Below are 26,000 nucleotides of genomic sequence, written 5' to 3'. Positions count from 1 at the left end.
CAAGCCGCTTGGAAATCCAGCGAACAGCCGCCACAAGGCCTGCCCATGCTGCTTACCCGGCCGGTCCGCCTGTTCATTGCCGCGCTGCTCGTCTCCGCCCTGACCGGCGGGGCGGTGGTAGCGCAGCTCGAGTCCGGCGACCGCGGCATCCTGCCGCTCGACAGCTCCAACACGCTGGAGATCGGCGGGATCAAGGTAGACACGGCCGGCAAGGATGCGGCGGAAGCACGGTTCAACGGCTGGCGGCAGGCCCAGCGCCTCGGCTTCAAGGCGCTGTGGGCCAAGACCAACCGGCGGCCGATCAGCGAAGCGCCGAACCTGCCGGACTCGACGCTCGACGGGCTGGTCAGCTCCATCATCGTCGAACGCGAGCAGATCGCGCCCGGCCGCTATGTCGCGAGCCTGGGCGTGCTGTTCGACCGGGCGCGGTCCGGCGCCCTGCTCGGCGTGGCTGGACAGGTTCGCCGCTCGGCGCCGCTGCTGCTGATCCCAGTGATGGTCAGCGGCGGCACCATGACGGCGGTCGAAACGCGCAATCCGTGGCAGCGGGCCTGGGCCGAGTTCCGGACCTCGCAAAGCCCGGTCGACTATGTCCGCGTGTCCGGGCTTGGTGCCGACCCGCTGCTGATCAACGCCGCGCAAACCGCGCGGCCCGGCCGCGACTGGTGGCGCAACATCATCGATCTCTACGGCGCTGCCGACGTGCTGACGGCGGAGGTGCGGCTGAAGCGCCTTTACCCCGGCGGACCGGCGTCGGGGACCTTCATCGGCTACATCGGTCCCGACAAGAAGCCGCTCGGAACCTTCACCCTGCGCGCCACGAACAGCGCGGGCATGCCGCAGATGATGGCGGAAGGCGTGCAGCAGATGGATGCGCTGTTTACGCGCTACCTGGCGGCCGGACAGCTTGTCCCCGACCCGAGCCTGATCGTCCCCGAACCGCCCCCGCCCCCGGCTGAGGAAGAAGTGACGGAGAAGCCGCAGGCCACCGGGCCCGTGTTCCGCCCGATCCAGGTCGTTGTCACGAGTCCCTACTCGCCGGTCGGCTGGCTCCGCTCGATCCCCGGCGTGACCGGCGTGCGGGAGATCGGGTCCACGGTGCTGGTGGTGAACTATCGCGGCACGCCTGGACAGCTGCAGGCGGCGCTCGCGGCGCGCGGGTGGCAGTCGGATACGGCAACGGGCGTGTTCCGGATCACCGGCTATGCGCCGCCGCGGCCTCAACCTGCGCCGCCGCCGCCCGCTCCAACCCCGCCGGCGCCGCAGCCGACGCCGGCGCTGACCCCTCCCGGAACCGCCGATTGATGAAACGGCCCGACCAGTTCGCGCTCCCGCTGGACTGGCCGCAAGGGCGCGACGAAAGCCGGTTCATCGTGTCCGACGCCAACCGCGCGGCATTCGAGCATTTCGGGCGCTGGTCCACTTGGCCGGTCAAGGCGACGCTTTTGAGCGGCCCGCGCCGGTCGGGTCGCTCGCTGTTGGCGCGGAGCTTTGTCGTCCGGGTCGGCGGGCGCTTGTTCGACGATGCCGAGCGGCATGACGAGGAAACGCTTTTTCATGCTTGGAATCACGCGCAGGAGACCGGCCGGCCGCTGGTGATGGTCGCCGACCGGCTGCCGCCCGACTGGAACCCGAAGCTGCCGGACCTCAGGACCAGGCTGGCGGTCACCCCGACCGTGCGCATTGCCGAGCCCGACGACCAGTTGTTCGCGGCGCTGATCCGCCGACTGTTCGCGGACCGCGGCCTCCACTTGGGCGACGAGGCGCTGCGCTACGCGGCGGCCCGGGTGACCCGCGACTATTGGACCGCGCAGCGGGTGGTCGATGCGATCGACGGCTTCGCCATTGCGGAGCGGGCACGATTGACGCTGCCGACCGTTCGCCGTGCATTGGTCCAGGCCGGTCTGATCGACGGAGAGTCCGCATGAATGCCCCGACCGACATCAAACGGTCAAAGGCGCCTGCTTCTTCGGCCAAGGTGGTGCGCACTTTCAATCGCGAGATGTCGTGGCTCGCCTTCAACCGGCGGGTGCTGGAGGAAGCGGCCAATCCGGCGCACCCGCTGCTCGAACGCCTTCGCTTTCTGTCCATCTCGGGCACCAACCTGGACGAGTTCTTCATGGTCCGGGTCGCCGGCCTCAAGGAACAGCAGCTCGAAGGCGTGGAGCAGCCGTCCTACGATGGCCTGACTCCGACCCAGCAGCTTGCTGCCATCAGCCGGGAGGCCGACGCGCTGGCCGGCGAACAGCAGCGCGCCTGGCTTGAGCTGTCGCGCCTGCTGGCGGAACAGGGGCTCTCCGCGATCACGCCGGCCGAGCTCGAAGACGAGGAGCGGGCATGGCTGCGCGACTGGTTCGCCAAGCAGATGCTGCCGATCCTGACGCCCCAGGCAATCGATCCTTCGCACCCGTTCCCGTTCATCCCCAACGGCGGCTTCTCCTTGATCTTCGCGATGATCGACCCGTCGGACGGGGAAACCGTCGACGAGGTGGTGATGATCCCAGCCTCCATTCCGCGCTTCATTCGCATTCCGGGTGAGCGGGCGCGGTTCATCAGCATCGACTGGGCGGTGGCGGCGCACCTCGACCTGCTATTCCCCGGCTTCAGGCTGATCGGCGCGGGCGCTTTCCGCGTGCTGCGCGACAGCGACATCGAGATCGAGGAAGATGCCGAGGATCTGGTCCGCCATTTCCGCAGCGCGCTGAAGGAGCGGCGCCGCGGGCGGGTGATCCGGCTGGAGTTCTCGGCCGGCACCCCCGACGACCTGGAGAGGCTGGTTCGCTCGGGGCTCGACGCGGAACATGCGATCATCGCCGAAAGCGGCGGCTTCATCGGCATCGCTGACCTTGGCCAGCTGGTCGAGGAGGAGCTGCCCGAGCTCAAGTTCCCGCCCTACCAGCCGCGTTTCCCCGAACGCATTGCCGAGCATGGCGGCGACTGCTTCGCGGCGATCCGCGCCAAGGACATCCTGGTCCACCATCCGTACGAGAGCTTCGAGGTGGTGGTCGCTTTTCTCCGCCAGGCCGCGAGCGACCCGGACGTGGTCGCGATCAAGCAGACGCTGTACCGGGCGGGCAAGCAGTCGGCGATCATCGACGCGCTGGTCGCCGCGGCGGAAGCGGGCAAGTCGGTCACGGCGGTGGTGGAGCTCAAAGCGCGCTTCGACGAGGAGCAGAACCTCCTGTGGGCCTCACGGTTGGAGCGGGTCGGCGTGCAGGTCGTCTATGGCTTCGTCGAATGGAAGACCCACGCCAAGGTCTCGATGGTCGTCCGGCGCGAGGGCGAAATGTTCCGCACCTACTGCCACTTCGGGACGGGCAACTACCATCCGACCACCGCCAAGGTGTATACCGACCTCAGCTTCTTCACCGCTTCCCGCCGGGCGGCGCGCGACGCGGCCAAGCTGTTCAACTACATCTCCGGCTATGTGCCGCCCAAAGGGTTGGAGCTCCTCACCTTGAGCCCGCGGGGCTTGCGGGAGCGGTTGACGGCCTTGATCGACGCGGAGATCGCCAACGCCCGGGCCGGTAAGCCGGCGGCGATCTGGGCCAAGATGAACAGCCTAGTCGACGGGCAGGTGATCGAAAAGCTCTACGAGGCGAGCGAGGCGGGCGTGTCGATCGACCTCGTGATCCGCGGCATCTGCTGTCTGCGCCCAGGCGTGGCCGGCATGTCGACCAACATCCGAGTCAAGTCGATCGTTGGCCGCTTCTTGGAGCACAGCCGCATCTGGGCCTTCGCCTGCGGCGCCCGCCTGCCGCACCGCAAGGCCCGGGTGTTCATCTCGTCGGCCGACTGGATGCCACGCAACCTCGACCGGCGCGTTGAGGCTGCTGTGCCGATCGAGAACCCCACCGTCCATGCCCAGGTGCTCGATCAGGTGATGGTCGCCAACCTCATCGACAATCAGCAGAGCTGGGTGCTCGATGGCGACGGCAACTACACGCGGGTGAAGCCGGGCAAGAAGAGCTTCAATCTCCACCAATATTTCATGACCAACCCCTCGCTGTCCGGCCGTGGCCAGGCGCTGGAGGGCAGAAAGGTGCCCAAGCTGCTGCTGGACCAAGGGGGATGACCTCCACCCGCTCCTTCGGCCCCGTCGGCATCATCGATATCGGCTCCAATTCCGTCCGCTTCGTGGCCTACGGCGGGTCCGAGCGGGTGCCTTCCATGCTGTTCAACGAAAAGGTGATGGCCGGCCTCGGGCGCGGACTGGCGGAGACCGGCCGGCTGGACGACGAGGCGATCGACATGGCGGTGGAGGCGCTCGCGCGGTTTCGCCTGCTGGCCAAGGAAATGAAGCTGAACAAGCTGCATGCGGTCGCGACCGCTGCCGTGCGCGACGCGAGCAACGCCGGCGATTTCATAAAGCGCGCCGCCGCCGCCGGCATCCGCCCATTGGTGATCAGCGGCGCGGAGGAGGCCCGCCTGGCCGCATTGGGCGTCATCTCCGCCATTCCCGATGCTCGCGGCATCGTCGCCGATCTGGGCGGAGGGAGCCTGGAGCTGACCCCCGTGGCCGGCGGCCAGGCCGGCGCTGGCGTGTCCCTGCCGCTGGGCGTGCTCCGGTTGCAGGGCAAGAACTCGGCCCGGGCGATCGTCCAGTCGCTCAAGGCCGGCGTTCCGTCAGCGCTGACCGGAACGGCGCGGAACGGCACGCTGTATCTCGTCGGCGGTTCGTTCCGGGCGTTCGGCCAGCTAGACCTGCAGCTGACGGGCCATCCGCTGCCGATCGTGCACCAGCATTGCCTGACCCCGGCCCGGATTCGCGAACTGCGGGAGATGGTGCGTTCGACCGGCACGGCGGAGCTGCGGACCAAGGTGGAAGGGTTTTCGTCCTCGCGCCTGCAGACGCTGCCCGCCGCCGCCGCGGTGCTCGACGGGCTGTGCCGGGTGCTGGAGCCCGCCCGCGTGGCGGTCAGCGCCTTCGGCCTGCGCGAAGGCATATTGTTCGACGACCTGTCGGACGAGCGCCGCGCAGAGGACCCCCTGCTGGCCGCCGCGCTGGAGGTGGGCGAGCGGCTCGGCCGGTTCGGTGACCATGGCGCCTTGCTCGACCGCTGGATCGTGCCGCTGTTCCCGAACGACTCGGCCGAAGCCGCGCGGTTGAGGCTTGCCTCCTGCCTACTGGCCGACGTCGCCTGGAACGCCCACCCCGATTTCCGCGCCGAGTGGGCGGTCGACATGGGGGTGCACGGCAATTGGGTCGGGATCGACGCGGACGGCCGTGCCATTCTCGGCCGGGCGCTGTGCAGCGCGTTCGGCGGCAACGGCATCTACAACGATAAGGTCGGAGCCCTGGTGGACGCGCGGGTGCTGGACCATGCCGACCGTTGGGGGCGGGCGATCCGCCTTGCGCAGCGCTTGAGCGGCGGCACCGCCAGTTTGCTTCAACGCACCCGAATTGCGCCCCGTGACCAACAGCTGGTACTCACCCTGCGCAAAGGCGACGAGGGGCTGTATTCGGATACAGTGGCCAAGCGCTTCCGTCAGCTAGGCTCGGTGCTCGACCTGTCGCCGGTGGTCGAGGTGGCTTAGCCGCAGCGAGCGGATTCGACGCGGTTGAGCCGGTCGAGGCGGACCCGCAGCCGCTCAATTCGGTAGTCCATGGTTACCGCCGAGTCCTGACCGACCCACTGCAGCACCCTGGCGCCGGACGCCCGCTGCATCTCCGCACCCATCTGCTGGGAGGCGGGCTGACCGACGAAGCGCTCCAGCCCCTCGTTGCGGCACTCGCCGCCACCCGCAATCTGGGCTGCAGGCACGGTCACGGGCACCGGGAAGATGACGCAGGCGCTCAGCAGGAACGCGGGCACGAGGACAAGAAGGCGGTTCATGCGGCGTTCTCCAGGGCGCGGGTCATCTTCAGCTTGCCGTTCTCAGTGGCAAAGGCAAGCCGCCCTTCGACCAGGTCGAGCGCGTCGCGGCCGAACTCCTCGAATCGCCAGCCGCTGAGAATGGCGAGGCCTTCGCGCACCCCCGCGGCCAGCGACTCGAGCTCATCCGAGCGGGCGATGAGCTTGGGCGCGACGCCGGCCTCCTTGGCGCGGATCTTGAGCAGCAGCTTCAGGAGATCGCTGACCAGCGCGGCATCCTTGGTCAGGCCTGGCCGGCGCGGCTCGCGGTCGGGCAGCTCGTCAGGCCCCAGCGGCTGCGACCCGGCCAGCGCCTGCATCAGCCGCGCACCGATGTCGTTGGTTCGCCAGCCCGGCGACAACCCGCGCACCTGGCCCAGCCCGTCTTGGCTCTTGGGCGGATGACCGGCGAGCTCGCTCAGCGTGTCGTCCTTGATGATCCGCCCGCGCGGCAGGTTCTTGCCCCGCGCTTCCGACTCGCGCCAGGCGGCGAGCGCCTTTAAGCGCCCGAGCACGGCCGGGTTCCGGCTCGGCAGCTTCAGCCGCCTCCACGCGTCCTCGGGCGCGAAGGCGAAGGAGGAGGGGTCGGCCAGCCGCTCCATCTCCTCGTCCAGCCACACGCCCCGGCCGTTCTTCTTCAGCTTCTGCACCATCCGCGGGAACACGGTGACGAGGTGGGTCACGTCGCCGATCGCATAGTCGATCTGGCGCTTGTCGAGCGGCCGCCGGCTCCAGTCCGTAAAGCGCGCGCCCTTATCCAGCGTGTGGCCGAGCATCGACTCGATCAGGTTGGAGTAGCCGACCTGCTCCCCGAACCCGAGCGCCATCGCCGCGACCTGCGTGTCGAATAGCGGATGCGGAGTCTTGCCGGTCATGTTGTAGACGATCTCCAGGTCCTGGCCGCCGGCATGGAAGACCTTGAGTACCTCCTCGTTGTCGACCAGCAGGTCCCACAGGGGTGTCAGATCCAGCCCTTCGGCAAGCGGGTCGATCGCGGCGGCCTCCTCCGTGCTCGCGATCTGGAGGAGGCAAAGCTCCGGCCAATAGGTATTCTCGCGCATAAATTCGGTATCCACGGCGACGAATGGCGATCTGGCGAGCCGCTCGACGAGCGCGGCAAGGGTGGCGGTGTCGGTGATCAGCGGGTGAATCTGCATGTTACCCGGCCTCTAGCGCGGGGCGCACGGGTTGACAAAAGGGAAGGGTGAAGGGAAGCGCGCGGCCGACCATTGCTCGTCATTCCCGCGAACGCGGGAACCCAGAACTTCTTCTTCCTTGCTGGGTCCCCGCCTTCGCGGGGATGACGAAACGAAGAAAGTCGAACCGAATGCACGCCTACCGCACCCACACCTGCGCCCAGCTGCGCGCTTCGGACGTCGGCCAGGCCGTCCGCCTGTCCGGCTGGATCCACCGCAAGCGCGACCATGGCGGGGTGCTGTTCGTGGACCTGCGCGACCACTATGGCATCACACAGATCGTCGCTGACACGGATAGCCCGGCACTGCCGGTGCTCGACCGGTTGCGGGTGGAGTCGGTGGTGACCATCGACGGCGAGGTCAAAGCGCGGGCGGAGGGCACGACCAATGCCAATCTGCAGACCGGAGAGATCGAGCTGTTCGCGCGCAGGGTCACCGTGCAGAGCCAGGCGGCCGAGCTGCCGATGCCGGTCGCCGGCGACCAGGAGTATCCGGAGGAGATCCGGCTCAAGTACCGCTACCTCGACCTCCGCCGCGGGTCGGTGCACCGCAACATGGTGCTGCGCTCTGCGGTAATCGCCTCCATCCGCCGCCGGATGATGGAGGGGGGCTTCACCGAGTTCCAGACCCCGATCCTGACCGCCAGCTCACCCGAAGGCGCGCGCGACTACCTGGTGCCGAGCCGCATTCACCCGGGCAAGTTCTACGCACTCCCCCAAGCGCCGCAGATGTTCAAGCAGCTGCTGATGGTTGCCGGCTTCGACCGCTATTTCCAGATCGCCCCCTGCTTCCGCGACGAGGACGCCCGCGCCGACCGCTCACCGGGCGAGTTCTACCAGCTCGACTTCGAGATGAGCTTCGTCACCCAGGACGATGTGTTCAACGCGATCGAGCCGGTGCTGGTCGGTCTGTTCCGGGAGTTCGCGGACGGGCGGCAGGTGACCGAGGGCGCGTTTCCCCGCGTTCCGTATCGCGAAGCGATGCTAAAGTACGGCTCGGACAAGCCCGACCTGCGCAACCCGCTGGTGATCAGCGACGTCGGCGAGCAGTTCCGCGGCTCGGGCTTCGGGCTGTTCGCCAAGATCGTGGACGGCGGTGGGGTGGTCCGGGCAATACCGGCGCCGAACACCGCGGGGCAAAGCCGCAAGTTCTTCGACGACACCAACGACTGGGCCCGCGGCGAGGGCTATGCCGGCCTCGGCTACGCCACCCGCAAAGGCGGCGAGTGGGGCGGGCCGATCGCCAAGAACCATGGCACCGAGAGCATGGACCGGCTCGCGGCCGAGATGGGCCTGGGTCCGGACGACAGCATCTTCTTTGCCGCCGGCAAGGAGGCGGAAGCGGCCAAGCTCGCCGGCGCGGCGCGGACCCGGCTGGGGCAGAGCCTCGGCCTCATCGACGAGAACCGCTTCGAGTTCTGCTGGATCGTCGATTTCCCGATGTTCGAATATGACGAGGACGCGAAGAAGGTCGACTTCAGTCACAACCCCTTTTCCATGCCGCAGGGCGAGCTGGAGGCGCTGGAGACCAAGGACCCCTTGGAAATTCTCGCCTGGCAGTATGACATCGTCTGCAACGGGGTGGAGCTGAGCTCGGGCGCGATCCGGAACCATCGACCGGACATCATGTACAAGGCCTTCGAGATCGCCGGCTACACCCAGGCGGAGGTCGATGAGAGTTTCTCGGGCATGATCAACGCCTTCAAGTTCGGCGCCCCGCCGCACGGCGGATCGGCGCCGGGCATCGACCGCATCGTCATGCTGCTCGCCGGCGAGCCCAACATCCGCGAGGTGGTGGTATTCCCGATGAACCAGCGCGCCGAGGACCTGATGATGAACGCGCCGGCGCCGGTCAGCGCGAAGCAGCTCAAGGAGCTGAGCATTCGGGTGGTGGGAGAACCCAGTGCTCCCGCGAAGCCGGGAGCCTAGACCTCGACAAGCGAAGCCCGACAGCGGGCAGGCTGCTGCCGCACCCTGTCTTCTGTTTAGGACTGGGCTCCCGCCTTCGCGGGAGCACATGGGTACATGATCCCTACCACCTCGTAGCTCTTCTCCCCCGCGGGCAGCCGAACCACCCGCTCGTCCCCGACCCGAGCCCCCACCAGCGCGCGGGCCAGCGGCGCACTCCAACCGATCCGCCCGGCCGACGCATCCGCCTCATCATCTCCGACCAGCGTCAGCACCCGCCGCGCGTCGTCCTCGTCGGCCAGCTCGATCGTCGCTCCGAACCGCACTTGGTCGCGGCTCGCCTGCGCCGCAGGATCGACCACCTTGGCCCCCTTCATCACCTTGGAAAGGTAGCCCAGCCGCCGGTCGATCTCGCGCAGCCGTTTACGGCCGTAGATGTAGTCGCCATTCTCCGACCGGTCGCCGTTGGCCGCGGCCCAGCTGATCGTCTCGACCAGCTTCGGCCGCTCCTCACCGAACAGTTGCTGGTACTCCGCCCGGATGCGGGCGAAGCCATGCGGGGTGATGAAGCGGGGCGGGCGCTGGTCGGCCATGCGCCTCCCTAGCCGAGCCGGTCCTTGCCGAGGAAGTAGCTGAGCTGCCGCGGCTGGGTCGCGGGGCGGGGGTTCAGCCGGTCGTAGACCACGCTGTTCTCCAGCACCCGCTGGACGTAGCCGCGAGTCTCCAGGAACGGGATGTCCTCGATCCAGGCGACGATGTCCGCGCCCGGGCGCCGCGGATCGCCGTTGGCGTTGATCCACTTGCGCACGTTGCCCGCGCCCGCATTGTAGCTCGCCACCGCCAACGGATAGTTGCCGCCCCATTGGTTCAGCAGCCGCTGAAAATAGGCCGACCCCAGCATGACGTTGTAGGCCGGATCGGTGGTCAGCCGCCCGTAATCGTATCCGTACCCCATCTTGCCGGCCTGCTCGGCCGCGGTGCCCGGCATCAGCTGCATTAGCCCGCGGGCGCCGGCGTGGCTTACCGCGCTGCGGTCGAAGCTCGACTCCTGCCGGGTGATGCCGTGGGCCAGGCTCCACAGCCGCTGGTCGGACAGGCCGGACGGAATCGTCGGGTAGCCCGCGCGCACGTAGAAGGGCGCCCCGTCGTTGCGGGCCGAGCGGGCGGTCCAGACTGCGAGGTCCTGTCGCCCCATCTGCCCCGCCAGCTCCATCGCCAGCACCCGGTCGGCGTCGGTATGAACCGCCTCGCTGAGCGCGCGGACGAACAGCGCGGCCTCCTGCCGCAGCCCGCCGGCATGGAGCGAGCGGAGCGCCTGTACCAGCGGACGCGAGTGGAACGCCTGCCGCTGCATGGGCGTGGGTACCGCGAAGGCCATGCCCGGCCCGGTAATCTGCCGGCCGAGCCGCTCGGCGGCCAGCTGTCCGTAAAACAGTTCGGGGTAGGCGGCCGCCCGGCTGAAATAGCCGGTCGACTCGGCGAAACGCCCGGACTGGGTCGCGGCCCGCCCTGCCCAATAGGCGCCCTTGCTCACTACCTGCAGCGAGCGGCCGCCGCGCGAGTAGCGGTCAAACATGGCGACCGCATCGCCGGGCCGGCCAAGCGAGCGCATCGCCAGCGTGCCCGCCAGCCAGGTCAGGGAGGTATAATCGTCGCGCACGCCGATCGGCTGGAGGCTGAGGCTGGCGCCCGCGGGCAGCGCATCGTCCACCTGCCGCGCAATGTTGAAGGCCAGCGTCGACTGCAGATTCGCCGCCGCTTCGCGCGCGACCAGCAGCTGCAGCTCGTACCATTTCTCGGCATCGATCGGCCGGTGAACGAAGCTGTGGGGCCGCGCGAGCAGCTGCTGCGCCGCGGCCGTCCACCCTGCCTCGCGGAGGTAGCGCGCCCGGTCCTGCATCAGGCCGGCATCGACGGTGACCTGCCCGGCCACCTGGTTGTACAGCGCCTCAGTCGCGGGCGAGCGCAACTGCATGGCAACGCGGGCATTGAACGCGGCACGCCGCGCCGGACTCGCCGAGGCCAGCAGCCGCTGCGCGTTCTGCGGGTCGCGCTCGATCAGCAGCCGGTCTACGCGCCGGTCGAAATCGGCCGCGGTGAAGCCCGCCCCGAACCGCTGGTAGAGCGCCAGCTCGTCCGCGGCGCTCAGCCCGGGGGCGGCCCAGGCGTCGCGCGCTGCCTGCAGTGCTTCAGCGCCGCGGCCGTGCGCGGCCAAGCTTTCGGCCAGCCGGGCATAGCCGCTGGCGGTGACCGGCCGGTCCGTCTGGAAAAAGGCCACCACCGTGCGCGGGTCCTCGCCGGGGCGCATTGCCCGCTCGGCGTTGCGGCGCATCGCGGTATCACCCGGAAAGTCCCGATTGGTGAGCAGAAAGCGGGCGTAATCGGCAAAGCTATAGCCTGGCGAGCGCAGCCGCCGCCAGTCGGCGATGGCCCAGCTGACGTTCCCGGCGAGTGCGTAGGCCCGCGCCGGCGCGGGCGCGTACACCGGCTGTCCGGCGATCTGGGTTGATGACGCGGTTGCGGCCGAGCCAAGCAGCAGCGGCAGAATGAAAGCGGCTTTCCTCATGCTGGACATGATCACCCCCCGGTCCTTATCAGTCCATGAACAGTTAGGCTCCTGTTCTACAGAACGGAGTTAATCCGGGTGAAGGGGGCACTCACATGTTTTCCGGGTCAATCACCGCGCTGGTGACTCCGTTCACCGCAGGGAAGGTCGATGAGGCGGCTTTTCGCGACTTCGTTGAGTGGCAGATCGCGGAAGGGACGACCGGCTTGGTGCCGTGCGGAACGACCGGGGAAGCGGCAACGCTCTCGCCCGAGGAGCATCGCATCCTTGTCCAAGCAGCGGTCGAGATCGCGGGTAGCCGGGTGCCGGTGATCGCTGGGTGCGGGTCGAACAACACTGCGCATGCGATCGCGCTGACCGGCAGCGCCTTGGAGGCAGGAGCAGACGCCGCGCTGCACGTTCCGCCTTACTACAACCGCCCCAACCAGGACGGCATCTACGCGCATCTCGCCGCGGTGGCCGAGGTCGGGATCCCCGTCATGCTCTACAATGTGCCCGCCCGCACGATCACCGACATCGCGGTCGACACTATGGCGCGCCTGGCACAGCTGCCAAACGTTGTCGGGGTCAAGGACGCCACCGGCAACCTCGCGCGCGTCACGGCCCAGCGGCTCGCCTGCGGCGCCGACTTCTGCCAGCTTAGCGGCAACGACGACATGGCGCTCGGCTTCAACGCCATGGGCGGGGTCGGCTGCATCAGCGTCACCGCCAACGTCGCGCCGCGGCTCTGCGCCGAGTTCCAGCGGGCGACGCTCGAGCGGGACTGGGATCGCGCGCTGGAGCTGCAGGACCGCTTGTACCCGCTCCACGCCGCGATGTTCAGCGACGCCTCGCCGGGGCCGGCCAAATATGCCCTCGGTCGGGTGCGGCCGGACTTCCCGCAAGAGCTGCGCCTGCCGATGACCCCGGCGTCGGAGGCATCGCGCAGGGCCATCGACTCCGCGCTGGAGCATGCGAGCCTGGCCTAGCACGAGGCCAGCCTAGCTTTCGCTCGGTCCGCGTCCTACGTGCGGGCGCAGCATGTCCAAGCCCCTCCCATCACCGTTCGACAAGGCCAAGATCGTCGCCGAGAACCGGCGCGCGCGGTACGATTATTTCGTCGAGGAGCGGTTGGAGGCTGGCATTGCGCTGCAGGGCACGGAGGTGAAAGCGCTGCGCACCGGCGAGGGGTCGATTGCGGAAAGCTACGCGACCGTCGACGGCGACGAAGTGTTCCTGATCAATTCGTCCATCCCGCAATATGGCGCGGGCAGTTGGATGAACCACGAGCCGCGCCGGCCGCGCAAGCTGTTGCTCAAGGCCCGTGAAATTGCGAAACTGCAGGGGGCGGTGACTCGCCAGGGGCTGACGCTTGTGCCGCTGTCGATTTACTTCAACAGCCAGGGCCGGGCCAAGATTGAACTGGCGGTCGCTCGGGGCAAGAAGATGCACGACAAGCGCGAAACGGAAAAGGAACGTGATTGGAAGCGTGAGCAGGGGCGGCTGCTCCGTGCCCATGGCTGAGCGCGCTTCCTTTTTCTCGCGTCTCGTCGCCAAGGCTACGCCGTCCCGTGAGGAAGTGCTGGAAAGCCGCTGGCTCAAACCCTTTGGCCAGCGCATCCGCCATTCAGAATTGTGGCGCTTCACCCGGCGCTCGGTTCCCCGCGGGGTGTTCGCCGGGCTGTTCATCGGCATTTTCCTGATGATCCCCGGCCTGCAGATCGTCGGGGCGGCGCTGCTCTCCATGCCGCTGCGGGCCAACGTGCCGATCGCCGCGGCGATGACCTTCTTGTCCAATCCCGCGACCACGCCCTTCTTCCTGGGCGCGTCGATCCTAGTCGGGAACAAGCTGGGCTTCCATGCCGACCTCGCCACCTTCAGCGCGCTCTACGAAAGTCGGGCTTCGGCCGGCCGGTGGCTAAGCTGGCTGCTGTCCGATGCGGCTCCGGCAGTCATTTCAGGGCTGTTCATCATCGCGCTGGCATGCGCGTTGGTCGGCTATGGCGTGTCGATCGTCGTCTGGCGCTGGTGGGTTCACCGCAAGTGGCGCAGACGTGCCCGGCCCGAACTCTTCAAACACCGACTCTCAAATGGAGACCTGTAATTCTATGAAGCGTCTTGCCATCCTTGCCGCCAGCACCGCGCTTGCCGCGTGCGCAACGACCCCGACCCCGGTGGAGACGGCAGCAGCTCCCGCGATGCCTGCCGAGACGGCCGCCGCTGCGCCGGCCAAGCCGGAGATTGGCACCTTCGGCCTCGACGTGGGGGGCATGGACCGGTCGACCGCCGCCGGCGAGGATTGGGTTCAGTTCGCCAACGGGACATACGCCAGAACCTTGGAGATCCCGGCGGACAAGGCCTCCTACGGCATGTTCAACCGGCTCGATGAATTGTCGCGGGAGCGCACCCGCGAGATCATCGATGCCGCTGCCGCCGCGCCGGCTGCGGCGGGCACCAACGCGCAGAAGGTCGGCGACTTCTACAAGGCGTTCATGGATGAAGCGGCCATCGAGGGCCGCGGCGCGGCGCCGCTGGCCGAAAGCCTGCAGCCGTTCCAGCAGGCGGGCAGCAAGAGCGAGTTCGCGCGAGCGCTGGGCGACTCGCTCGACGGCTTCGGGCCTGCGCTGTTCCCTTTCTACATCAACCAGGATGCCAAGGCGCCCGACCGCTACATCCCGATCTTCCTGCAGGGCGGGCTCGGCATGCCGGACCGCGACTACTACCTGTCCAAGGATGCCAAGCTGGCGGACGCGCGCGCCAAATATGTGCCGCACGTTGCTCGCATGCTGGCCCTGTCCGGCGTGCCGCAAGCGCGGGCGACGGCCGCGGCGCAGAGCGTGCTCGACTTCGAGACCAAGCTGGCTCGCGTGCACTGGACCCGCGTCGAGAGCCGCGACGACGACAAGACCTACAACAAGTGGTCCCGCGCGGACTTCGCGCGCCGGGCGCCCGGGTTCGATTGGAATGCCTATCTGACAGCCGCCGGACTCGAACAGCAGGGGGAGTTCATCGCCTCGCAGCCGAGCGCCTTTGCGGGCATGGCCAAGGCGTTCGCGTCCACTCCGCTGCAGACGCTCAAGGACTGGGCGACGCTGCACACGGCGCGCGACGCGGCCGGGGTTCTCCCCAAGGCGTTCACCGAGGAACGCTTCGATTTCAGCGGCCGCACCCTCCAGGGCACGCCCGAGATCGAGCCGCGGTGGAAGCGTGGGGTCAACGCGGTCAACGGCGCGATCGGCGAAGCGGTCGGCGAGCTCTACGTCTCCAAGCACTTCCCGCCCGAAACCAAGGCCAAGGCCGACGAGCTGGTCAAGAACATCACCGCTGCGATGGACCGACGACTTTCCAACCTGCCGTGGATGACCCCCGACACCCGGACCAAGGCCCGCGCCAAGCTCGCCAGCTTCCGGTCCAAGATCGGCTACCCGGACAAGTGGATCGACTATTCGGCCCTGACCGTCACTCCGGGCGACGCTTACGGCAACGTGCAGCGGGCTACCGCCTTCGACTATGCGCGCCAGCTGTCCAAGCTCGGCAAGCCGGTCGACCGCGACGAGTGGTTCATGACCCCAATGACGGTCAACGCCTACGCCAACCCGACGATGAACGAGATCGTCTTTCCAGCCGCCATCCTCCAACCGCCGTTCTTCGACCCGAACGCGGACGACGCGATCAACTACGGCGGCATCGGCGCGGTGATCGGCCATGAGATCAGCCACCACTTCGACGATCAGGGCCGCAAGTATGATCCCCAAGGTCGGCTAACCGACTGGTGGACGACGGAGGACGTGCGGCGCTTTGAGGTCTACGCCGGTCAGCTGGCCGACCAGTACAGCAAGTATGAGCCGCTCCAAGGGCAGTTCATCAATGGGCGCCTGGCGCTTGGCGAGAACATCGCGGACCTCGCCGGGCTGCTGGTGGCGCATGACGCCTACCGGCTGTCGCTCGGCGGCAAGGAGGCGCCGGTCATTGAGGGCTTCACCGGCGACCAGCGCTTCTTCCTGGGCCATGCGCAGATCTGGCGGACCAAGTACCGCGAGAATGCGATGCGGCAGCAGCTGGTGACGGGGCCGCACAGCCCGGGCAACTTCCGGCCCTATGTCGCGCGCAATCTCGACCCTTGGTACCAGGCCTTCGCCGTTCAGCCCGGCCAGAAGCTGTACCTCGCGCCCGAACAGCGCGTCCGCGTCTGGTAGGATAGATGCTGCACACCAGGCTCGCCGCGATTGACGCTCAGCCGGTCGGCCGCGGCGAGCCCTGGCTGCTTCCGATCCTGATCGCCGCGGCCCTGGCGACTGCCGCCGTTATCGCCTTCGTTGGCGGGCAGCCCCTGATCGGCGCGCTGCTTGCCGCCGGCATGCTGCTGACCGTTGCGATCGGCTCCCTGGCGAGCCGGCGCAGGCAGGCTCCAGAGCCGGTCGCGCCGGCGCCGCCCGACCATGGGCTGATCGCGTCGAGCCTCGCGCTATGCCCCGATCCGGCTGCACTGACCGACGCTTCCGGACGGCTGGTCGTCGCCAACGCCGGCTATGAAGCCCGTTTCCCCACCGCTCCGCAGCCGATCGCCCTCGGCAGCGATGGGGAAGCCGCCGAGCAGCTGGAGCGTACGCGGATGAACGCCCTGCGCGATGGCGAGGGTGTCGCGGACATCGCCACCGCTGCCGGTCCACAGGCGGTCGAGGTCCGGCGCGTCGGCGCCTTCGGCGACCAGCTGCTGTGGCGCTTTCCCCGCCCGCGTCGCGATCCGCTGTCCACGCTGGTCCGCCGGATGAGCGGCTTGGAAGGCGAGATCCTTGTTAAGGCGGGGGTGATGGCCGCGGTCACCGGCCCGGAGGGCGAGCTGCTGGCGGCCAACACGCTCCTGCAGCAGCGCGCTTCGCTGCCCGCGGCAGCCGACGGCCGCAACTTCCCGGAACTGCTGCTGCAAGGCAACGACGGACGCGTCCGTCTGAGCGAGGAAGGCGAGGGCGCACGGCTGATGCGGCTGCTCCACATCCCGCTCGACTCGGAGCGGCTCGGCCAGGCTGGGACCACCCTGCTGTTCGACACGCCCGAGGCAGCGGGCCTGTCCGACAGCGCCAACGTGCAGGCGCTGCTGGACGTGCTGCCGATCGGCCTGGCGCTGGTCGACCGCGACGGCCGCTTTCTCACCACCAACCGCGCCTTCCGGACCGCCGGCGGGATCGCGGACGAAGGCTGCCCCGCTTACCCCGGCGACCTGGTGGTCAAGGAGGACAAGGGCGCGGTGGCCGACGCCGTCCGCCGCAACACCCGTGGCCCGGCGATGTCGAGCGACATGGCCGTGCGCCTCGTCCACCAGCCGACCGAACCGGTCGCCCTGACCATTGCCGGGCTGCGCGGCCTAGGGGACGCCGCCGTGCTCCTGCTGCTCAAGGACAACAGCGAGGAAGCCAAGCTCAAGCGGCAGATCGCGCAAGCGACCAAGATGCAGGCGGTCGGCCAGCTGGCAGGCGGCGTCGCGCACGATTTCAACAATATCCTGACCGCGATCATCGGGCATTGCGACCTCATGCTGATGCGCCACACGCCCGGCGACAGCGATTACGACGACATCCAGCAGATCAAGTCGAACTCGAACCGCGCCGCCGGCCTGACCCGCCAGCTGCTCGCCTTTTCCCGCCAGCAGACCTTGCGTCCGCAGGTGCTGCAGCTGCCCGACGTGGTGTCGGAGGTTTCCCACCTGCTCAAGCGCCTGCTGGGCGAAACGGTGGTGCTGCATACCAAGCACGGCCGCGACCTGGGTTCGGTCCGGGCCGACCCCGGGCAGCTCGAGCAGGTGATCGTCAACCTGGCGGTCAACGCCCGCGACGCCATGGCCGGCACCGGCGGGGGCACGCTGACCATCCAAACCTATCCGGTGCGCGCCGACCAGGTCGCGGAGATCGGATCGGAGATCCTGCCCGTTGCCAACTATGCCGCGCTGTCGATCAGCGATACCGGCTGCGGCATTCCCAGCCACGTGCTGGGCAAGGTATTCGAGCCGTTCTTCACCACCAAGGAGGTCGGCAAGGGCACTGGCCTTGGCCTGTCCACCGTGTACGGCATTGTGAAGCAGTCGGGCGGGTACATCTTCGCCGACTCCAAGGTCGGAGAGGGCACCACCTTCGTCATCTACCTGCCCGTCCACCAGGAGGACGAGGAGGACGCCAGCCGCCCCGCGCCACCGCCGCCCAAGGCTAAGGCGGAGGAGCTATGGGGTTCGGGCACGGTGCTGTTGGTCGAGGACGAGCCGATGGTCCGCACCGTTGCCGAGCGGGCGCTGACCCGCCAGGGCTATACGGTGATCACCGCCAACAATGGCGAGGATGCGCTGGAGGTGATCAACCGCGGAGAGCCCATCGACCTGCTCATCTCCGACGTGGTGATGCCCGCGATGGACGGCCCCACCATGGTCCGCGAGGCGCGCAAGGTCCGGCCGGAGATCCCGATCCTGTTCATGTCGGGCTATGCCGAGGAGCATCTCAGGAAGTCGATCGACATCGACCACGTCGCCTTTCTGCCCAAGCCCTTTTCGGTTCAGGAGCTTGCGGAAGCGGCCCGTAAGGTTCTGGCAACGAAATAAAATCTTGCGTCGCACGTTTGTCGGGTTATGCAGCGCAATTGTGGGACAGGGGCGAAACATTCTCGTCGTCGAGGACGAGCCGCTAATCGCGATGATGCTCGAGGACTTCCTTGAGACGCTCGGTCACCGGGTTCACGCGAGCTGCGATAATCTCTCGGATGCGCTGACCGAGGCGGGCACGGGCAGCTTTGACTTCGCCATCTTGGACGTGAACCTGAAGGGCGAAGCGGTGTGGCCGGTCGCCGAGAAGCTCCGGGAACGCGGCTTGCCGTTCGTGCTCGCCAGCGGTGGTCACGTAGAGCCGCCGCCGCCCCAGTTCGCAGCGGTGCCGCTGCTGGAGAAGCCCTACACCATCGATCGGATCACTCCGGCGCTGGAGCGGGCTGCGTCCTGAACGCCGGTGCCGAAGTTGGATCTGCCCGACGTCCGGCTGTCGAAATACCTCGCACGCATTCTACGCCATGCTCCCGAAAGCGCCGGGCTGACCCTTGATCGCGAGGGCTGGGCGGAGTTCAACTCGGTGGTCGCCGCCGCCGTCGCCCGCAGCTTGGCGAAGTCAGCGGATGATGTGAGCCGCGTCGTGCAGGGGAACGACAAGCAGCGTTTCGCCCTGTTGCCTGGGGGCAAGCATATCCGCGCCGTGCAGGGCCATTCGACTCCGCTGGTCGAACTGACACTGGCCGCGGTCCGCCCGCCCGACCTGCTGTTTCATGGAACTGCCGGCCGCAATCTGCCGAGCATCATGGCAAATGGGCTCCATTCCGGCCGGCGGCAACACGTGCACCTATCAACGGACTCCGGCACGGCGTGGCAGGTCGGGCGACGCCACGGCGTTGCCGCCGTTCTGGAGATTGCCGCAGCCACGATGATGCGCGACGGCCACCAATTCTACCGCGCCCAGAATGGAGTGTGGCTGGTGGGCGCGGTATCGCCGGAATACATCCGCCGCACCTAGATTTGCCGTTGCCGTGCAGCCCCAGCGCTTTATTCAGGCGGTGCTCGGCTAAACGCGTGCCATGCCGATCCTTTCTGCGGCGCTTACTATGTTCTCCTATTGTTCTTCAAGAACGAGGAGTGTACGTAGGCTCCGAAACGGTGACATTCGCCGAGCGGTAGGAGAGCAAAGGTGGCAACGCAGCTCAAGGTTGTTGGAATGGGCGGGGATGTTGTGACGACGGATCGGCAGAAGGCATTGGACGCGGCGTTGGCGCAGATCGACCGGGCCTTTGGCAAGGGCTCGGCGATGAAGCTGGGCAGCCGCGAGAAGATGGAGATTGAGACGGTGTCCACCGGCTCGCTCGGCCTCGACATCGCGCTCGGCGTCGGCGGACTGCCGCGCGGCCGGATCATCGAGATCTACGGACCGGAAAGCTCGGGCAAGACAACCTTGGCGCTGCATTCCATTGCCGAGGCGCAAAAGGTCGGGGGCACGGCAGCGTTCGTGGACGCCGAGCATGCGCTTGATCCGGTCTATGCCAAGAAGCTGGGCGTCAACATCGACGAGTTGATCGTGTCGCAGCCCGACACGGGTGAGCAGGCATTGGAGATCGTCGACACGCTGGTCCGTTCGAACGCGATCGACGTGCTGGTGATCGACTCGGTCGCAGCGCTGGTTCCGCGGGCCGAGATCGAGGGCGAGATGGGCGACAGCCACGTCGGCCTGCAGGCCCGTCTGATGAGCCAGGCGCTGCGCAAGCTGACCGGCTCCATCAGCCGCTCGCGCTGCACGGTGATCTTCATCAACCAGGTGCGGATGAAGATCGGCGTGATGTACGGCAATCCGGAGACCACCACCGGCGGCAATGCGCTGAAGTTCTACGCGTCCGTCCGTCTCGACATCCGCCGCACCGGGCAGATTAAGGATCGCGACGACATCGTCGGCAACGCCACCCGCGTGAAGGTCGTCAAGAACAAGGTCGCCCCGCCGTTCAAGCAGGTCGAGTTCGATATCATGTACGGCGAGGGCGTGTCGAAGGTCGGCGAGATCCTGGACTTGGGCGTCAAGGCTGGGCTGGTTGAGAAGTCGGGCGCCTGGTTCAGCTACGACTCGACCCGCATCGGCCAGGGCCGTGAAAACGCCAAGACTTTCCTCAAGGAGCATCCCGACGTCGCGCAGCGCCTCGAGAACGCCATCCGCGGTCGCAAGGACGAGGTCGGCGAGGCACTGATGGTCGGCCCGGAAGCGGAGGATGAAGCCTGAGCGCCCGAGCGTAGGTGAAGGATCGCGCAAGCGATCCTGAGCCAGCGCGCAGAGAGCGCGAAGGCCGGGCGGCGGGTGGGCGTGCCGAACCCGACCGACGTCACCCGGGACTTACTCCCGTGACGGGCATTCCGCCTTGTGTTCCGTTGAGCGAGCCGACCTACTCCGCCGGCGCCGGGCGCAGTTCTGCGCTCGGCAACTGCTCGAACAACCTTCGGGGCTCTGTCAGCACCACCAGCACGGCGGCAGCCAGCCCGCATAGCGCGAAGCCCCACAGGAACGGCAGCTGGGTCCCGTCGAACCGCTGGCCAATCATGAAGCCCACGGCTGCCGCGATTACCGTACCGACCACGCCCTGGATGGACGACGCCATGCCGGCGATCGGCGCCATCTTCTCCATTGCCAGCGTGTTGAGGTTGGAGGAGGTGAAGGCGAAGCTCGCCATCACCAATCCCTGCAGCACTACGAATTCGGCCAGGCTCTCGCCGAATGCCGTCGCCAGCAACGCATGGCTCAGCGTCAGGATCACAAAGGCCAGCACGCCCAGGTGCCCGATCCGGCGCAGCCCATGGCGGCCGACCAGGCGGCTGTTGAGCCAGCTGGCGAGCGCCATGGGCGCTGCAACCGCGCCAAACACCCAGCCGATCGCGTCCGGCTGGCGAAAGGCATCGAACACGATCTGCTGGATCGACGCGATGTAGGCGACGAGGCCGGCGAAGATCGCGGTCTGGGCAAGCGTGTAGCCCAGCGACTGCCGTTCGGTCAGCACCGAGCGGGCGGCAACGGCGAGTTCACTGATGCGGAGCGTTCGCCGGAACTCGGGATGCAGCGTTTCCGGCAACCGCAGGAAGCTCCAGGAGCCCATCAGCAGGCCATAGCCCGCAAGCACCCAGAAGATCGCTTGCCATGGACCGACGGTAAGGATCGCCTGGCCGACGCTCGGCGCCAGCACCGGCACCAGCATGAACACCATGAAGACCAGGCTCATCACCCGGGCCATGGCTTCGCCCTCGAACAGGTCGCGGACCATTGCCACCACCAGCACCCGGGTTGCGGCGGCCGACGCACCCTGCAGCACGCGACCCGCCACCAGCAGCTCGAAGCTCGGCGCAACGGAGCAGAGCGCGGCGAACAAGGTATAAAGGGCGATGCCGATCGCTAGTACCGGCTTGCGCCCGAACCGGTCGGCGAGCGGGCCCCAGACCAGCTGGCCGCAACCGAAGCCGAAGGTGTAGGCGACCACCACCAGCTGGCGGCGGTTCTCCTCCGCCACGCCGAGCTGCTCGCCGATCTCGGGCAGTGCCGGGATCATGGCGTCGATCGCGAACGCGTTCAGCGCCATCAGGCCGGCCAGCAGCGCAACCGTTTCACGCGCGCCGGGGCGCGGCCCGGAACCGGGCGGAAGTTTCAATCTGAAGGGCATGGGGATGGCCTTGCCCGAGCGAAGCAGCGGCTGCAAGGTTCCGTGCTCGCGGCTGCGACGATGAGCAGACTGGCGGAATAGCTGGCAATGTAGGAACCGCTCTGCAATCATGCTGGGCGATGTTGCCGACCGAAGCCCTCGACCCGGTTACTGGATCAAGCCGCCGACACGGTGCGGCGAGGGTCGAGGTCGCGCAACTGGCGGGTCACAAAGGTGACAAGGGTCACGGGCCCATTTGGAGCTTTGGCTGTTTTCCGGCACGAACGAAGCGCATCCACCGTCAACCTGAGTCAATCTGCATCCCTGTTTGAGGGGTGATCGCGCCATGACCATTATCGTCCACCACCTCGAGAACAGCCGTTCGCAGCGCATTCTCTGGCTGCTGGAAGAGCTGGAGCTGCTCTATGTGGTCCGCCGCTATTCCCGCGACCCGAAAACCATGCTTGCGCCGCCCGAACTGCGCCGGGTGCATCCGCTGGGCAAGTCGCCGGTGATCGAGGACGAAGGCATGGTCGTCGGCGAAAGCGGCGCGATCGTCGAATATCTCACGGCCAAGGCGGGCGGGCGGCTCGGCGCACCCGCGGACAAGTGCAATTGCCTGCGCTACCGGCAGTTCCTCCACTATGCGGAAGGATCGCTGATGCCGCCGCTACTGGCCCTGCTGGTCGTCCGCCGCCTGGGGCTGCTCGGTTTGCCGGCGCGCAAGCCGCTCCTCAAGATGTTCGCCCGGCATCTCGACTATTGCGATAATGAATTGAGTGGCCGGCCCTTCTTCGCCGGCGACGAGCTGACCGGCGCCGACATCATGATGAGCTTTCCGCTGGAGGCCGCCCGGTCGCGGGCTGGTTTTGGGCCGGGGCACCGCCATTTGTGGAACTGGATGGCGCGGATCCGCGAGCGGCCGGCCTACGCACGCGCCCTCGCCGCGGGCGGACCCTATGCTTATGCTTGAGATCGACCGGCGAACGACGCTTGCGGGCGGGTTGGGTGCGGCGCTGCTTGGCACGCTGCCGCTCGCCGCCCAACCCGGCGGTGCTGTGGCGGCACCGCCGCCGCCGATCGGCCCGGAGGAGCGGCGCTCCCGACTGGCAAAGGCGCAAGCTCGCCTCCAGGCACTAGGCTTCGGTGCATTGATCGTCGAGCCGGGGGCCAGCCTCGATTATCTGACCGGCGTCCAATGGCGCCGCAGCGAGCGGCTGACCGCCGCGGTGATCCCGGCGATCGGTGCGCCGATCGTGGTCACGCCCTTCTTCGAGCGGCCCTCGGTGGCGGAGAGCCTCAAGGTGCCCGCCGAGATCCGGGTCTGGCAGGAGCATGAGGACCCGTTCGCTTTAGTGGCCGATTTTCTGCGCGATCGGCGGGCGGCCGCTGCCCTAATTGCCCTGGAGGAGAGCGTCCGCTTCTTCGCTGCCGACGGGCTGCGGCACCACTTGCCGGCGGTGCGGCTGGTCAGCGGCAACCCGGTGGTCCGTCCGCTGCGGATGGTGAAGTCGCCGGCCGAGCTGGCGCTGATGCAGCATGCGGCCACCATCACCGCCGCCGCCTTGCGCCAGACGCATCGGGAGGTCGGGCTCGGCATGAGCAATGGCGAGATCGGCGAGCGGTTCGAACGCAACGTCCGTGCGCTGGGCGGTGGCTCGCCTTGGAGCCTGGTACTGATCGACGAAGCGGCGGCTCTCCCGCACGGCACCGGGCGGCCGCAGCAAGTCCGGCGCGGCAGCATGGTGCTGATGGATTGCGGCTGCGATGTCGGCGGCTACCAGGCGGACATCAGCCGCACCTTCGTGTGGGACGCCGATCCGGCCCGCGAGCAGCGGCGGGTGTGGGAGCAGGTTCGACGTGGGCAGGACATCGCAATGAACGCCGCCAAGCTGGGGGTGCCCGCAGGCAGCGTCGACGACGCGGTCCGCCGTGCCTACCAGCGCTGGGGCTATGGTCCGGGTTACCGGTTGCCCGGGCTCTCGCACCGGACTGGCCATGGCATCGGCATGGAAGGGCATGAGCCCGTGAACCTGGTGCGCGGCGAGACCACTCGCTTGGCGCCAGGCATGTGCTTTTCCAACGAGCCCGGCCTCTACCTGCCCGGCAAATTCGGGGTGCGGCTGGAGGACTGCTTCTACATGACAGCCGGTGGACCCGAGTGGTTCACCGTTCCGCCGCCGTCGATCGACCGGCCGTTCGCCTAGGCGAGCAAGGGTACGACGGCGAGCGGACGCCAGCCATTGTCGAAGGCCGGCGCGGGCTCACCGGCGTGGATGCCGCCTTCCACGAAGACCGCGTCGATGCCGAGGCGGGCCGCGCCAGCCATGTCGGTGTGCCAGCCGTCGCCGATCGCCAGCACCGCGTCTTTCGGCGGGTTGTCGGCAAGCTCCAGCGCATGGACGTAGGTCGTCTCGAACGGCTTCCCGTACCAGCAGACCCGCCCGCCCAGCGCTTCGTAGGCATCGGCCAGCGCTCCGGCGCAGACCATGCGCTCCGGGCCATGTATCACCACCCGGTCGGGGTTGAGGCAGTGGAGCAGCACGTCGCGGCTGCGCCATCCGCGGAGCCGGTCCTGGTAGTCCGCCACCTTCTCCCCGCGGTCGAGGCCGGCACAGGCGAGCTCGATGAAGCTGCCCTTGGCCACTCGCAGCCCGCCCGCCTCCAGGTCCGCGCGGTCATCGAGCGTTCCGCAAAAGCCGACCGGACGCCCGAGCAGCGCCGCCAGTCCGACCTCTCCGGCCGTGACCACCCCTCGGTATAGCGTGTCGGGCAAGCCGAGGCTTCCGAGCTGCCGACGGACCGTAGCCGCGCTGCGGGGCGCGTTGGTCACGAACAGCACGACCCGACCTTCCTCCCTCCACTGCCCAAGACGCTCCACCGCACCGGGAAGCAGCCGGTAGCCGTCATGAACGCAGCCCCACAGGTCGCACAGGATCAGCCGGTACCGCTCGGGCAACGCCGAGAGGACGCTCATACCGGCTGCGGCGGTGCCAGCGGTTCCGGGTCTTCGGCTTCAGCGGCGTTAGGCTCCCCCTTCGCGACCACGGTCGCAAGCGTCAGGTCGCCGGTCACATTCAGGGTCGTGCGACACATGTCGAGAAAGCGATCCACGCCCAGCACCAGGCCGATGCCCTCAGGCGGCACGCCGATCATTCCAAGGATCAGCGCCACCACGGGAAGGGATCCGGCCGGCACCCCGGCGGTGCCGATCCCGCCCAAGATGCAGATCATCAGAATGACGGCCTGCTGCGACAGGCTGAGCTCGACCCCAAAAATCTGGGCCAGGAACAGCACGGTGACGCCCTCGAAGATGGCGGTGCCGTTCTGGTTGGCGGTGGCGCCGATGGTCAGCACGAAGCGGGACACGCGCGGCGGCAGGTTGAGCTTGGTTTCGGCGACGCGCAGGGCGGTGGGCAGGGTGGCGTTGGACGATGCGGTGGAGAAGGCCATCAGCATCGCCTCCTGGCTCTGCCGGAAGAACCACAAGGGCGACACGCCGGCGAACAGCTTCAGCAGGATCGGGTAGACCACGAACATGTGGGTTCCGAGCGCGAGCAGCACCACGCCGACATAGATGGCCAGCCGCAGCAACAGGTCCCAGCCGAACACCGCGGCGAGATTGAACATGAAGCAGGCGACCGCAATCGGTGCGAAGCGGATGATCAGGCTGATGAGGCGCATGGATACGTGGAACAGGCCCTCGATCCCGCGCTGCAGCCGCTCAGCGGGTTCGGTGTTGGTGATGAGCAGGCCGATGCCGAAGATCAGGGCGAAGAACATCACCGCCAATATGTCGTTCTCGCTCATGGCGGTGATGACGTTGGACGGGATGATGGCCAGCACCGCCTCGACCCCGGACGGACGTTCGGCCTGGCTCGACAGGATGGCGCCCGCCCGCTCGCGCGCGCCCTCGATCTGCTCCGCGACGAGCGCGCGGTCGAAACCGACGCCCGGCTGCAGCAAGTTGGCGTAGGCCAGCGCGATGACCACGCCCAGAGACGACACCAGCACCGTGAAGAACAGGGTGCGCAGGCCGACGCGCTTGAGGGCGGCTACATCGCCCATCTCGGCGATGCCGACCACCAGTGCCGAGAACAGCAGCGGGATCACCAGCATGAATAGCAGGCGCAGGAAGATCTGGCCGATAGGCCCGGTGACGTAGGTGGTCACCACTTCGACCCAGCGCGCGTCCCCGCCGCCCGCGGCATTGGCGACGAGCCCCGCACCCAGGCCGACCAGGAAGCCGATCAGCATCTGCCATTGCAGGCCGAGACCCTTGGCCTGCGTTTCGTCGATCATGCCGGTCCCC

Annotated in this window: 22 protein-coding genes; 15 read left to right on the top strand and 7 right to left on the bottom strand. The window is 67.7% G+C overall.

Features of this window, described 5'->3' with window-relative positions; translation table 11 throughout:
* Nucleotides 1-45 precede the first annotated feature (45 nt).
* From QZX62_RS05590 to QZX62_RS05575, 4 genes are read left to right on the top strand one after another with little or no spacing between them, the layout of a single operon-like run.
* Nucleotides 46-1,305, top strand: coding sequence for a heavy-metal-associated domain-containing protein (locus QZX62_RS05590; protein WP_294172805.1), 1,260 nt, complete (start codon nucleotides 46-48; stop codon nucleotides 1,303-1,305).
* Nucleotides 1,305-1,928, top strand: a complete 624-nt coding sequence (locus tag QZX62_RS05585; protein ID WP_294172804.1) for a DnaA/Hda family protein — start codon at nucleotides 1,305-1,307, stop codon at nucleotides 1,926-1,928. Before QZX62_RS05590 ends, QZX62_RS05585 begins: the two co-directional genes overlap by 1 nt.
* Entirely contained in the window at nucleotides 1,925-4,075 is a 2,151-nt protein-coding gene (locus QZX62_RS05580) for an RNA degradosome polyphosphate kinase (RefSeq protein WP_294172802.1), read from the top strand. Before QZX62_RS05585 ends, QZX62_RS05580 begins: the two co-directional genes overlap by 4 nt.
* On the top strand, nucleotides 4,072-5,538 hold the full coding sequence (locus QZX62_RS05575) for a Ppx/GppA family phosphatase (RefSeq protein ID WP_294172801.1): 1,467 nt from the start codon (nucleotides 4,072-4,074) through the stop codon (nucleotides 5,536-5,538). The genes QZX62_RS05580 and QZX62_RS05575 overlap by 4 nt, the downstream gene beginning before the upstream one ends.
* Here the strand turns inward: QZX62_RS05575 and QZX62_RS05570 are convergent.
* A complete protein-coding gene (locus tag QZX62_RS05570; RefSeq protein WP_294172799.1) occupies nucleotides 5,535-5,837 on the bottom strand; it encodes an I78 family peptidase inhibitor in 303 nt (100 codons plus the stop codon). The two genes, QZX62_RS05575 and QZX62_RS05570, sit on opposite strands and share 4 nt — an antisense overlap.
* Nucleotides 5,834-7,012: a ribonuclease D gene (gene rnd / locus QZX62_RS05565; RefSeq protein ID WP_294172797.1), complete on the bottom strand. Its 1,179-nt coding sequence runs from the start codon at nucleotides 7,010-7,012 to the stop codon at nucleotides 5,834-5,836. The genes QZX62_RS05570 and rnd overlap by 4 nt, the downstream gene beginning before the upstream one ends.
* 170 nt (nucleotides 7,013-7,182) lie before the next feature.
* Here rnd and aspS point away from each other — a divergent pair, with 170 nt between their 5' ends.
* A complete protein-coding gene (gene aspS, locus QZX62_RS05560; protein ID WP_294172831.1) occupies nucleotides 7,183-8,979 on the top strand; it encodes an aspartate--tRNA ligase in 1,797 nt (598 codons plus the stop codon).
* Nucleotides 8,980-9,035: 56 nt separating this feature from the next.
* On the opposite strand, the gene greB is transcribed toward aspS, so the two are convergent.
* Both greB and QZX62_RS05550 read right to left on the bottom strand, forming a co-directional pair.
* Complete coding sequence (gene greB, locus QZX62_RS05555) at nucleotides 9,036-9,551, bottom strand: transcription elongation factor GreB (RefSeq protein ID WP_294172796.1); 516 nt, start codon at nucleotides 9,549-9,551, stop codon at nucleotides 9,036-9,038.
* 8 nt (nucleotides 9,552-9,559) lie between these two features.
* Nucleotides 9,560-11,524: a lytic transglycosylase domain-containing protein gene (locus QZX62_RS05550; protein WP_294172794.1), complete on the bottom strand. Its 1,965-nt coding sequence runs from the start codon at nucleotides 11,522-11,524 to the stop codon at nucleotides 9,560-9,562.
* 95 nt (nucleotides 11,525-11,619) lie between these two features.
* Here QZX62_RS05550 and dapA point away from each other — a divergent pair, with 95 nt between their 5' ends.
* From dapA to recA, 8 genes are all read left to right on the top strand, one after another.
* Nucleotides 11,620-12,492 carry a 4-hydroxy-tetrahydrodipicolinate synthase gene (gene dapA / locus QZX62_RS05545; RefSeq protein WP_294172792.1) on the top strand — a complete coding sequence of 291 codons (873 nt, stop codon included), beginning with the start codon at nucleotides 11,620-11,622 and terminating at the stop codon, nucleotides 12,490-12,492.
* Nucleotides 12,493-12,544: 52 nt separating this feature from the next.
* Complete coding sequence (smpB, locus tag QZX62_RS05540) at nucleotides 12,545-13,027, top strand: SsrA-binding protein SmpB (protein ID WP_294172790.1); 483 nt, start codon at nucleotides 12,545-12,547, stop codon at nucleotides 13,025-13,027.
* Nucleotides 13,020-13,607, top strand: a complete 588-nt coding sequence (locus tag QZX62_RS05535) for a DUF2062 domain-containing protein (protein ID WP_294172789.1) — start codon at nucleotides 13,020-13,022, stop codon at nucleotides 13,605-13,607. Before smpB ends, QZX62_RS05535 begins: the two co-directional genes overlap by 8 nt.
* Before the next feature lie 4 nt (nucleotides 13,608-13,611).
* Entirely contained in the window at nucleotides 13,612-15,699 is a 2,088-nt protein-coding gene (locus QZX62_RS05530; RefSeq protein WP_294172787.1) for a M13-type metalloendopeptidase, read from the top strand.
* Nucleotides 15,700-15,704: 5 nt separating this feature from the next.
* Entirely contained in the window at nucleotides 15,705-18,086 is a 2,382-nt protein-coding gene (locus QZX62_RS05525) for a response regulator (protein ID WP_294172786.1), read from the top strand.
* 40 nt (nucleotides 18,087-18,126) lie between these two features.
* Nucleotides 18,127-18,480, top strand: a complete 354-nt coding sequence (locus QZX62_RS05520) for a response regulator (RefSeq protein ID WP_294172785.1) — start codon at nucleotides 18,127-18,129, stop codon at nucleotides 18,478-18,480.
* Nucleotides 18,481-18,495: 15 nt separating this feature from the next.
* Complete coding sequence (locus QZX62_RS05515; RefSeq protein ID WP_294172784.1) at nucleotides 18,496-19,041, top strand: RNA 2'-phosphotransferase; 546 nt, start codon at nucleotides 18,496-18,498, stop codon at nucleotides 19,039-19,041.
* A gap of 198 nt (nucleotides 19,042-19,239) precedes the next feature.
* Complete coding sequence (gene recA, locus QZX62_RS05510) at nucleotides 19,240-20,286, top strand: recombinase RecA (RefSeq protein ID WP_294172829.1); 1,047 nt, start codon at nucleotides 19,240-19,242, stop codon at nucleotides 20,284-20,286.
* A gap of 160 nt (nucleotides 20,287-20,446) precedes the next feature.
* Here the strand turns inward: recA and QZX62_RS05505 are convergent, their stop codons facing one another.
* Nucleotides 20,447-21,709: a multidrug effflux MFS transporter gene (locus QZX62_RS05505; protein WP_294172783.1), complete on the bottom strand. Its 1,263-nt coding sequence runs from the start codon at nucleotides 21,707-21,709 to the stop codon at nucleotides 20,447-20,449.
* Nucleotides 21,710-22,034: 325 nt separating this feature from the next.
* On the opposite strand from QZX62_RS05505, the gene QZX62_RS05500 reads away from it, so the two are divergent.
* Nucleotides 22,035-22,661, top strand: a complete 627-nt coding sequence (locus QZX62_RS05500; RefSeq protein WP_294172782.1) for a glutathione S-transferase family protein — start codon at nucleotides 22,035-22,037, stop codon at nucleotides 22,659-22,661.
* Nucleotides 22,654-23,895 carry a Xaa-Pro peptidase family protein gene (locus QZX62_RS05495; RefSeq protein WP_294172828.1) on the top strand — a complete coding sequence of 414 codons (1,242 nt, stop codon included), beginning with the start codon at nucleotides 22,654-22,656 and terminating at the stop codon, nucleotides 23,893-23,895. Before QZX62_RS05500 ends, QZX62_RS05495 begins: the two co-directional genes overlap by 8 nt.
* Here QZX62_RS05495 and QZX62_RS05490 read toward each other — a convergent pair.
* On the bottom strand, nucleotides 23,892-24,665 hold the full coding sequence (locus tag QZX62_RS05490; protein WP_294172781.1) for an HAD hydrolase-like protein: 774 nt from the start codon (nucleotides 24,663-24,665) through the stop codon (nucleotides 23,892-23,894). The two genes, QZX62_RS05495 and QZX62_RS05490, sit on opposite strands and share 4 nt — an antisense overlap.
* Nucleotides 24,662-25,990, bottom strand: a complete 1,329-nt coding sequence (locus QZX62_RS05485) for a dicarboxylate/amino acid:cation symporter (RefSeq protein ID WP_294172780.1) — start codon at nucleotides 25,988-25,990, stop codon at nucleotides 24,662-24,664. The genes QZX62_RS05490 and QZX62_RS05485 overlap by 4 nt, the downstream gene beginning before the upstream one ends.
* Between the last annotated feature and the right edge of the window lie 10 nt (nucleotides 25,991-26,000).

Origin of the sequence: uncultured Sphingomonas sp., assembly GCF_902806265.1 — a bacterium.
Taxonomy (GTDB): Bacteria; Pseudomonadota; Alphaproteobacteria; order Sphingomonadales; family Sphingomonadaceae; genus Sphingomicrobium.
Note: the sequence above shows the minus strand (reverse complement) of the source record. Positions and strands in the feature narration are given on the sequence as shown.

What these genes read in the sequence shown, in the direction of transcription:
- QZX62_RS05525 (WP_294172786.1), top strand. Translation starts at nt 15,705, where the DNA reads ATGCTGCACACCAGGCTCGCCGCGATTGACGCTCAGCCGGTCGGCCGC.
- QZX62_RS05490 (WP_294172781.1), bottom strand. Translation starts at nt 24,665, where the DNA reads ATGAGCGTCCTCTCGGCGTTGCCCGAGCGGTACCGGCTGATCCTGTGC.
- QZX62_RS05580 (WP_294172802.1), top strand. Translation starts at nt 1,925, where the DNA reads ATGAATGCCCCGACCGACATCAAACGGTCAAAGGCGCCTGCTTCTTCG.
- rnd (WP_294172797.1), bottom strand. Translation starts at nt 7,012, where the DNA reads ATGCAGATTCACCCGCTGATCACCGACACCGCCACCCTTGCCGCGCTC.
- QZX62_RS05570 (WP_294172799.1), bottom strand. Translation starts at nt 5,837, where the DNA reads ATGAACCGCCTTCTTGTCCTCGTGCCCGCGTTCCTGCTGAGCGCCTGC.
- smpB (WP_294172790.1), top strand. Translation starts at nt 12,545, where the DNA reads ATGTCCAAGCCCCTCCCATCACCGTTCGACAAGGCCAAGATCGTCGCC.
- recA (WP_294172829.1), top strand. Translation starts at nt 19,240, where the DNA reads ATGGGCGGGGATGTTGTGACGACGGATCGGCAGAAGGCATTGGACGCG.
- QZX62_RS05495 (WP_294172828.1), top strand. Translation starts at nt 22,654, where the DNA reads ATGCTTGAGATCGACCGGCGAACGACGCTTGCGGGCGGGTTGGGTGCG.
- QZX62_RS05500 (WP_294172782.1), top strand. Translation starts at nt 22,035, where the DNA reads ATGACCATTATCGTCCACCACCTCGAGAACAGCCGTTCGCAGCGCATT.
- QZX62_RS05550 (WP_294172794.1), bottom strand. Translation starts at nt 11,524, where the DNA reads ATGAGGAAAGCCGCTTTCATTCTGCCGCTGCTGCTTGGCTCGGCCGCA.
- QZX62_RS05585 (WP_294172804.1), top strand. Translation starts at nt 1,305, where the DNA reads ATGAAACGGCCCGACCAGTTCGCGCTCCCGCTGGACTGGCCGCAAGGG.
- QZX62_RS05535 (WP_294172789.1), top strand. Translation starts at nt 13,020, where the DNA reads ATGGCTGAGCGCGCTTCCTTTTTCTCGCGTCTCGTCGCCAAGGCTACG.
- QZX62_RS05505 (WP_294172783.1), bottom strand. Translation starts at nt 21,709, where the DNA reads ATGCCCTTCAGATTGAAACTTCCGCCCGGTTCCGGGCCGCGCCCCGGC.
- QZX62_RS05575 (WP_294172801.1), top strand. Translation starts at nt 4,072, where the DNA reads ATGACCTCCACCCGCTCCTTCGGCCCCGTCGGCATCATCGATATCGGC.
- QZX62_RS05485 (WP_294172780.1), bottom strand. Translation starts at nt 25,990, where the DNA reads ATGATCGACGAAACGCAGGCCAAGGGTCTCGGCCTGCAATGGCAGATG.
- aspS (WP_294172831.1), top strand. Translation starts at nt 7,183, where the DNA reads ATGCACGCCTACCGCACCCACACCTGCGCCCAGCTGCGCGCTTCGGAC.
- dapA (WP_294172792.1), top strand. Translation starts at nt 11,620, where the DNA reads ATGTTTTCCGGGTCAATCACCGCGCTGGTGACTCCGTTCACCGCAGGG.
- QZX62_RS05590 (WP_294172805.1), top strand. Translation starts at nt 46, where the DNA reads ATGCTGCTTACCCGGCCGGTCCGCCTGTTCATTGCCGCGCTGCTCGTC.
- QZX62_RS05530 (WP_294172787.1), top strand. Translation starts at nt 13,612, where the DNA reads ATGAAGCGTCTTGCCATCCTTGCCGCCAGCACCGCGCTTGCCGCGTGC.
- greB (WP_294172796.1), bottom strand. Translation starts at nt 9,551, where the DNA reads ATGGCCGACCAGCGCCCGCCCCGCTTCATCACCCCGCATGGCTTCGCC.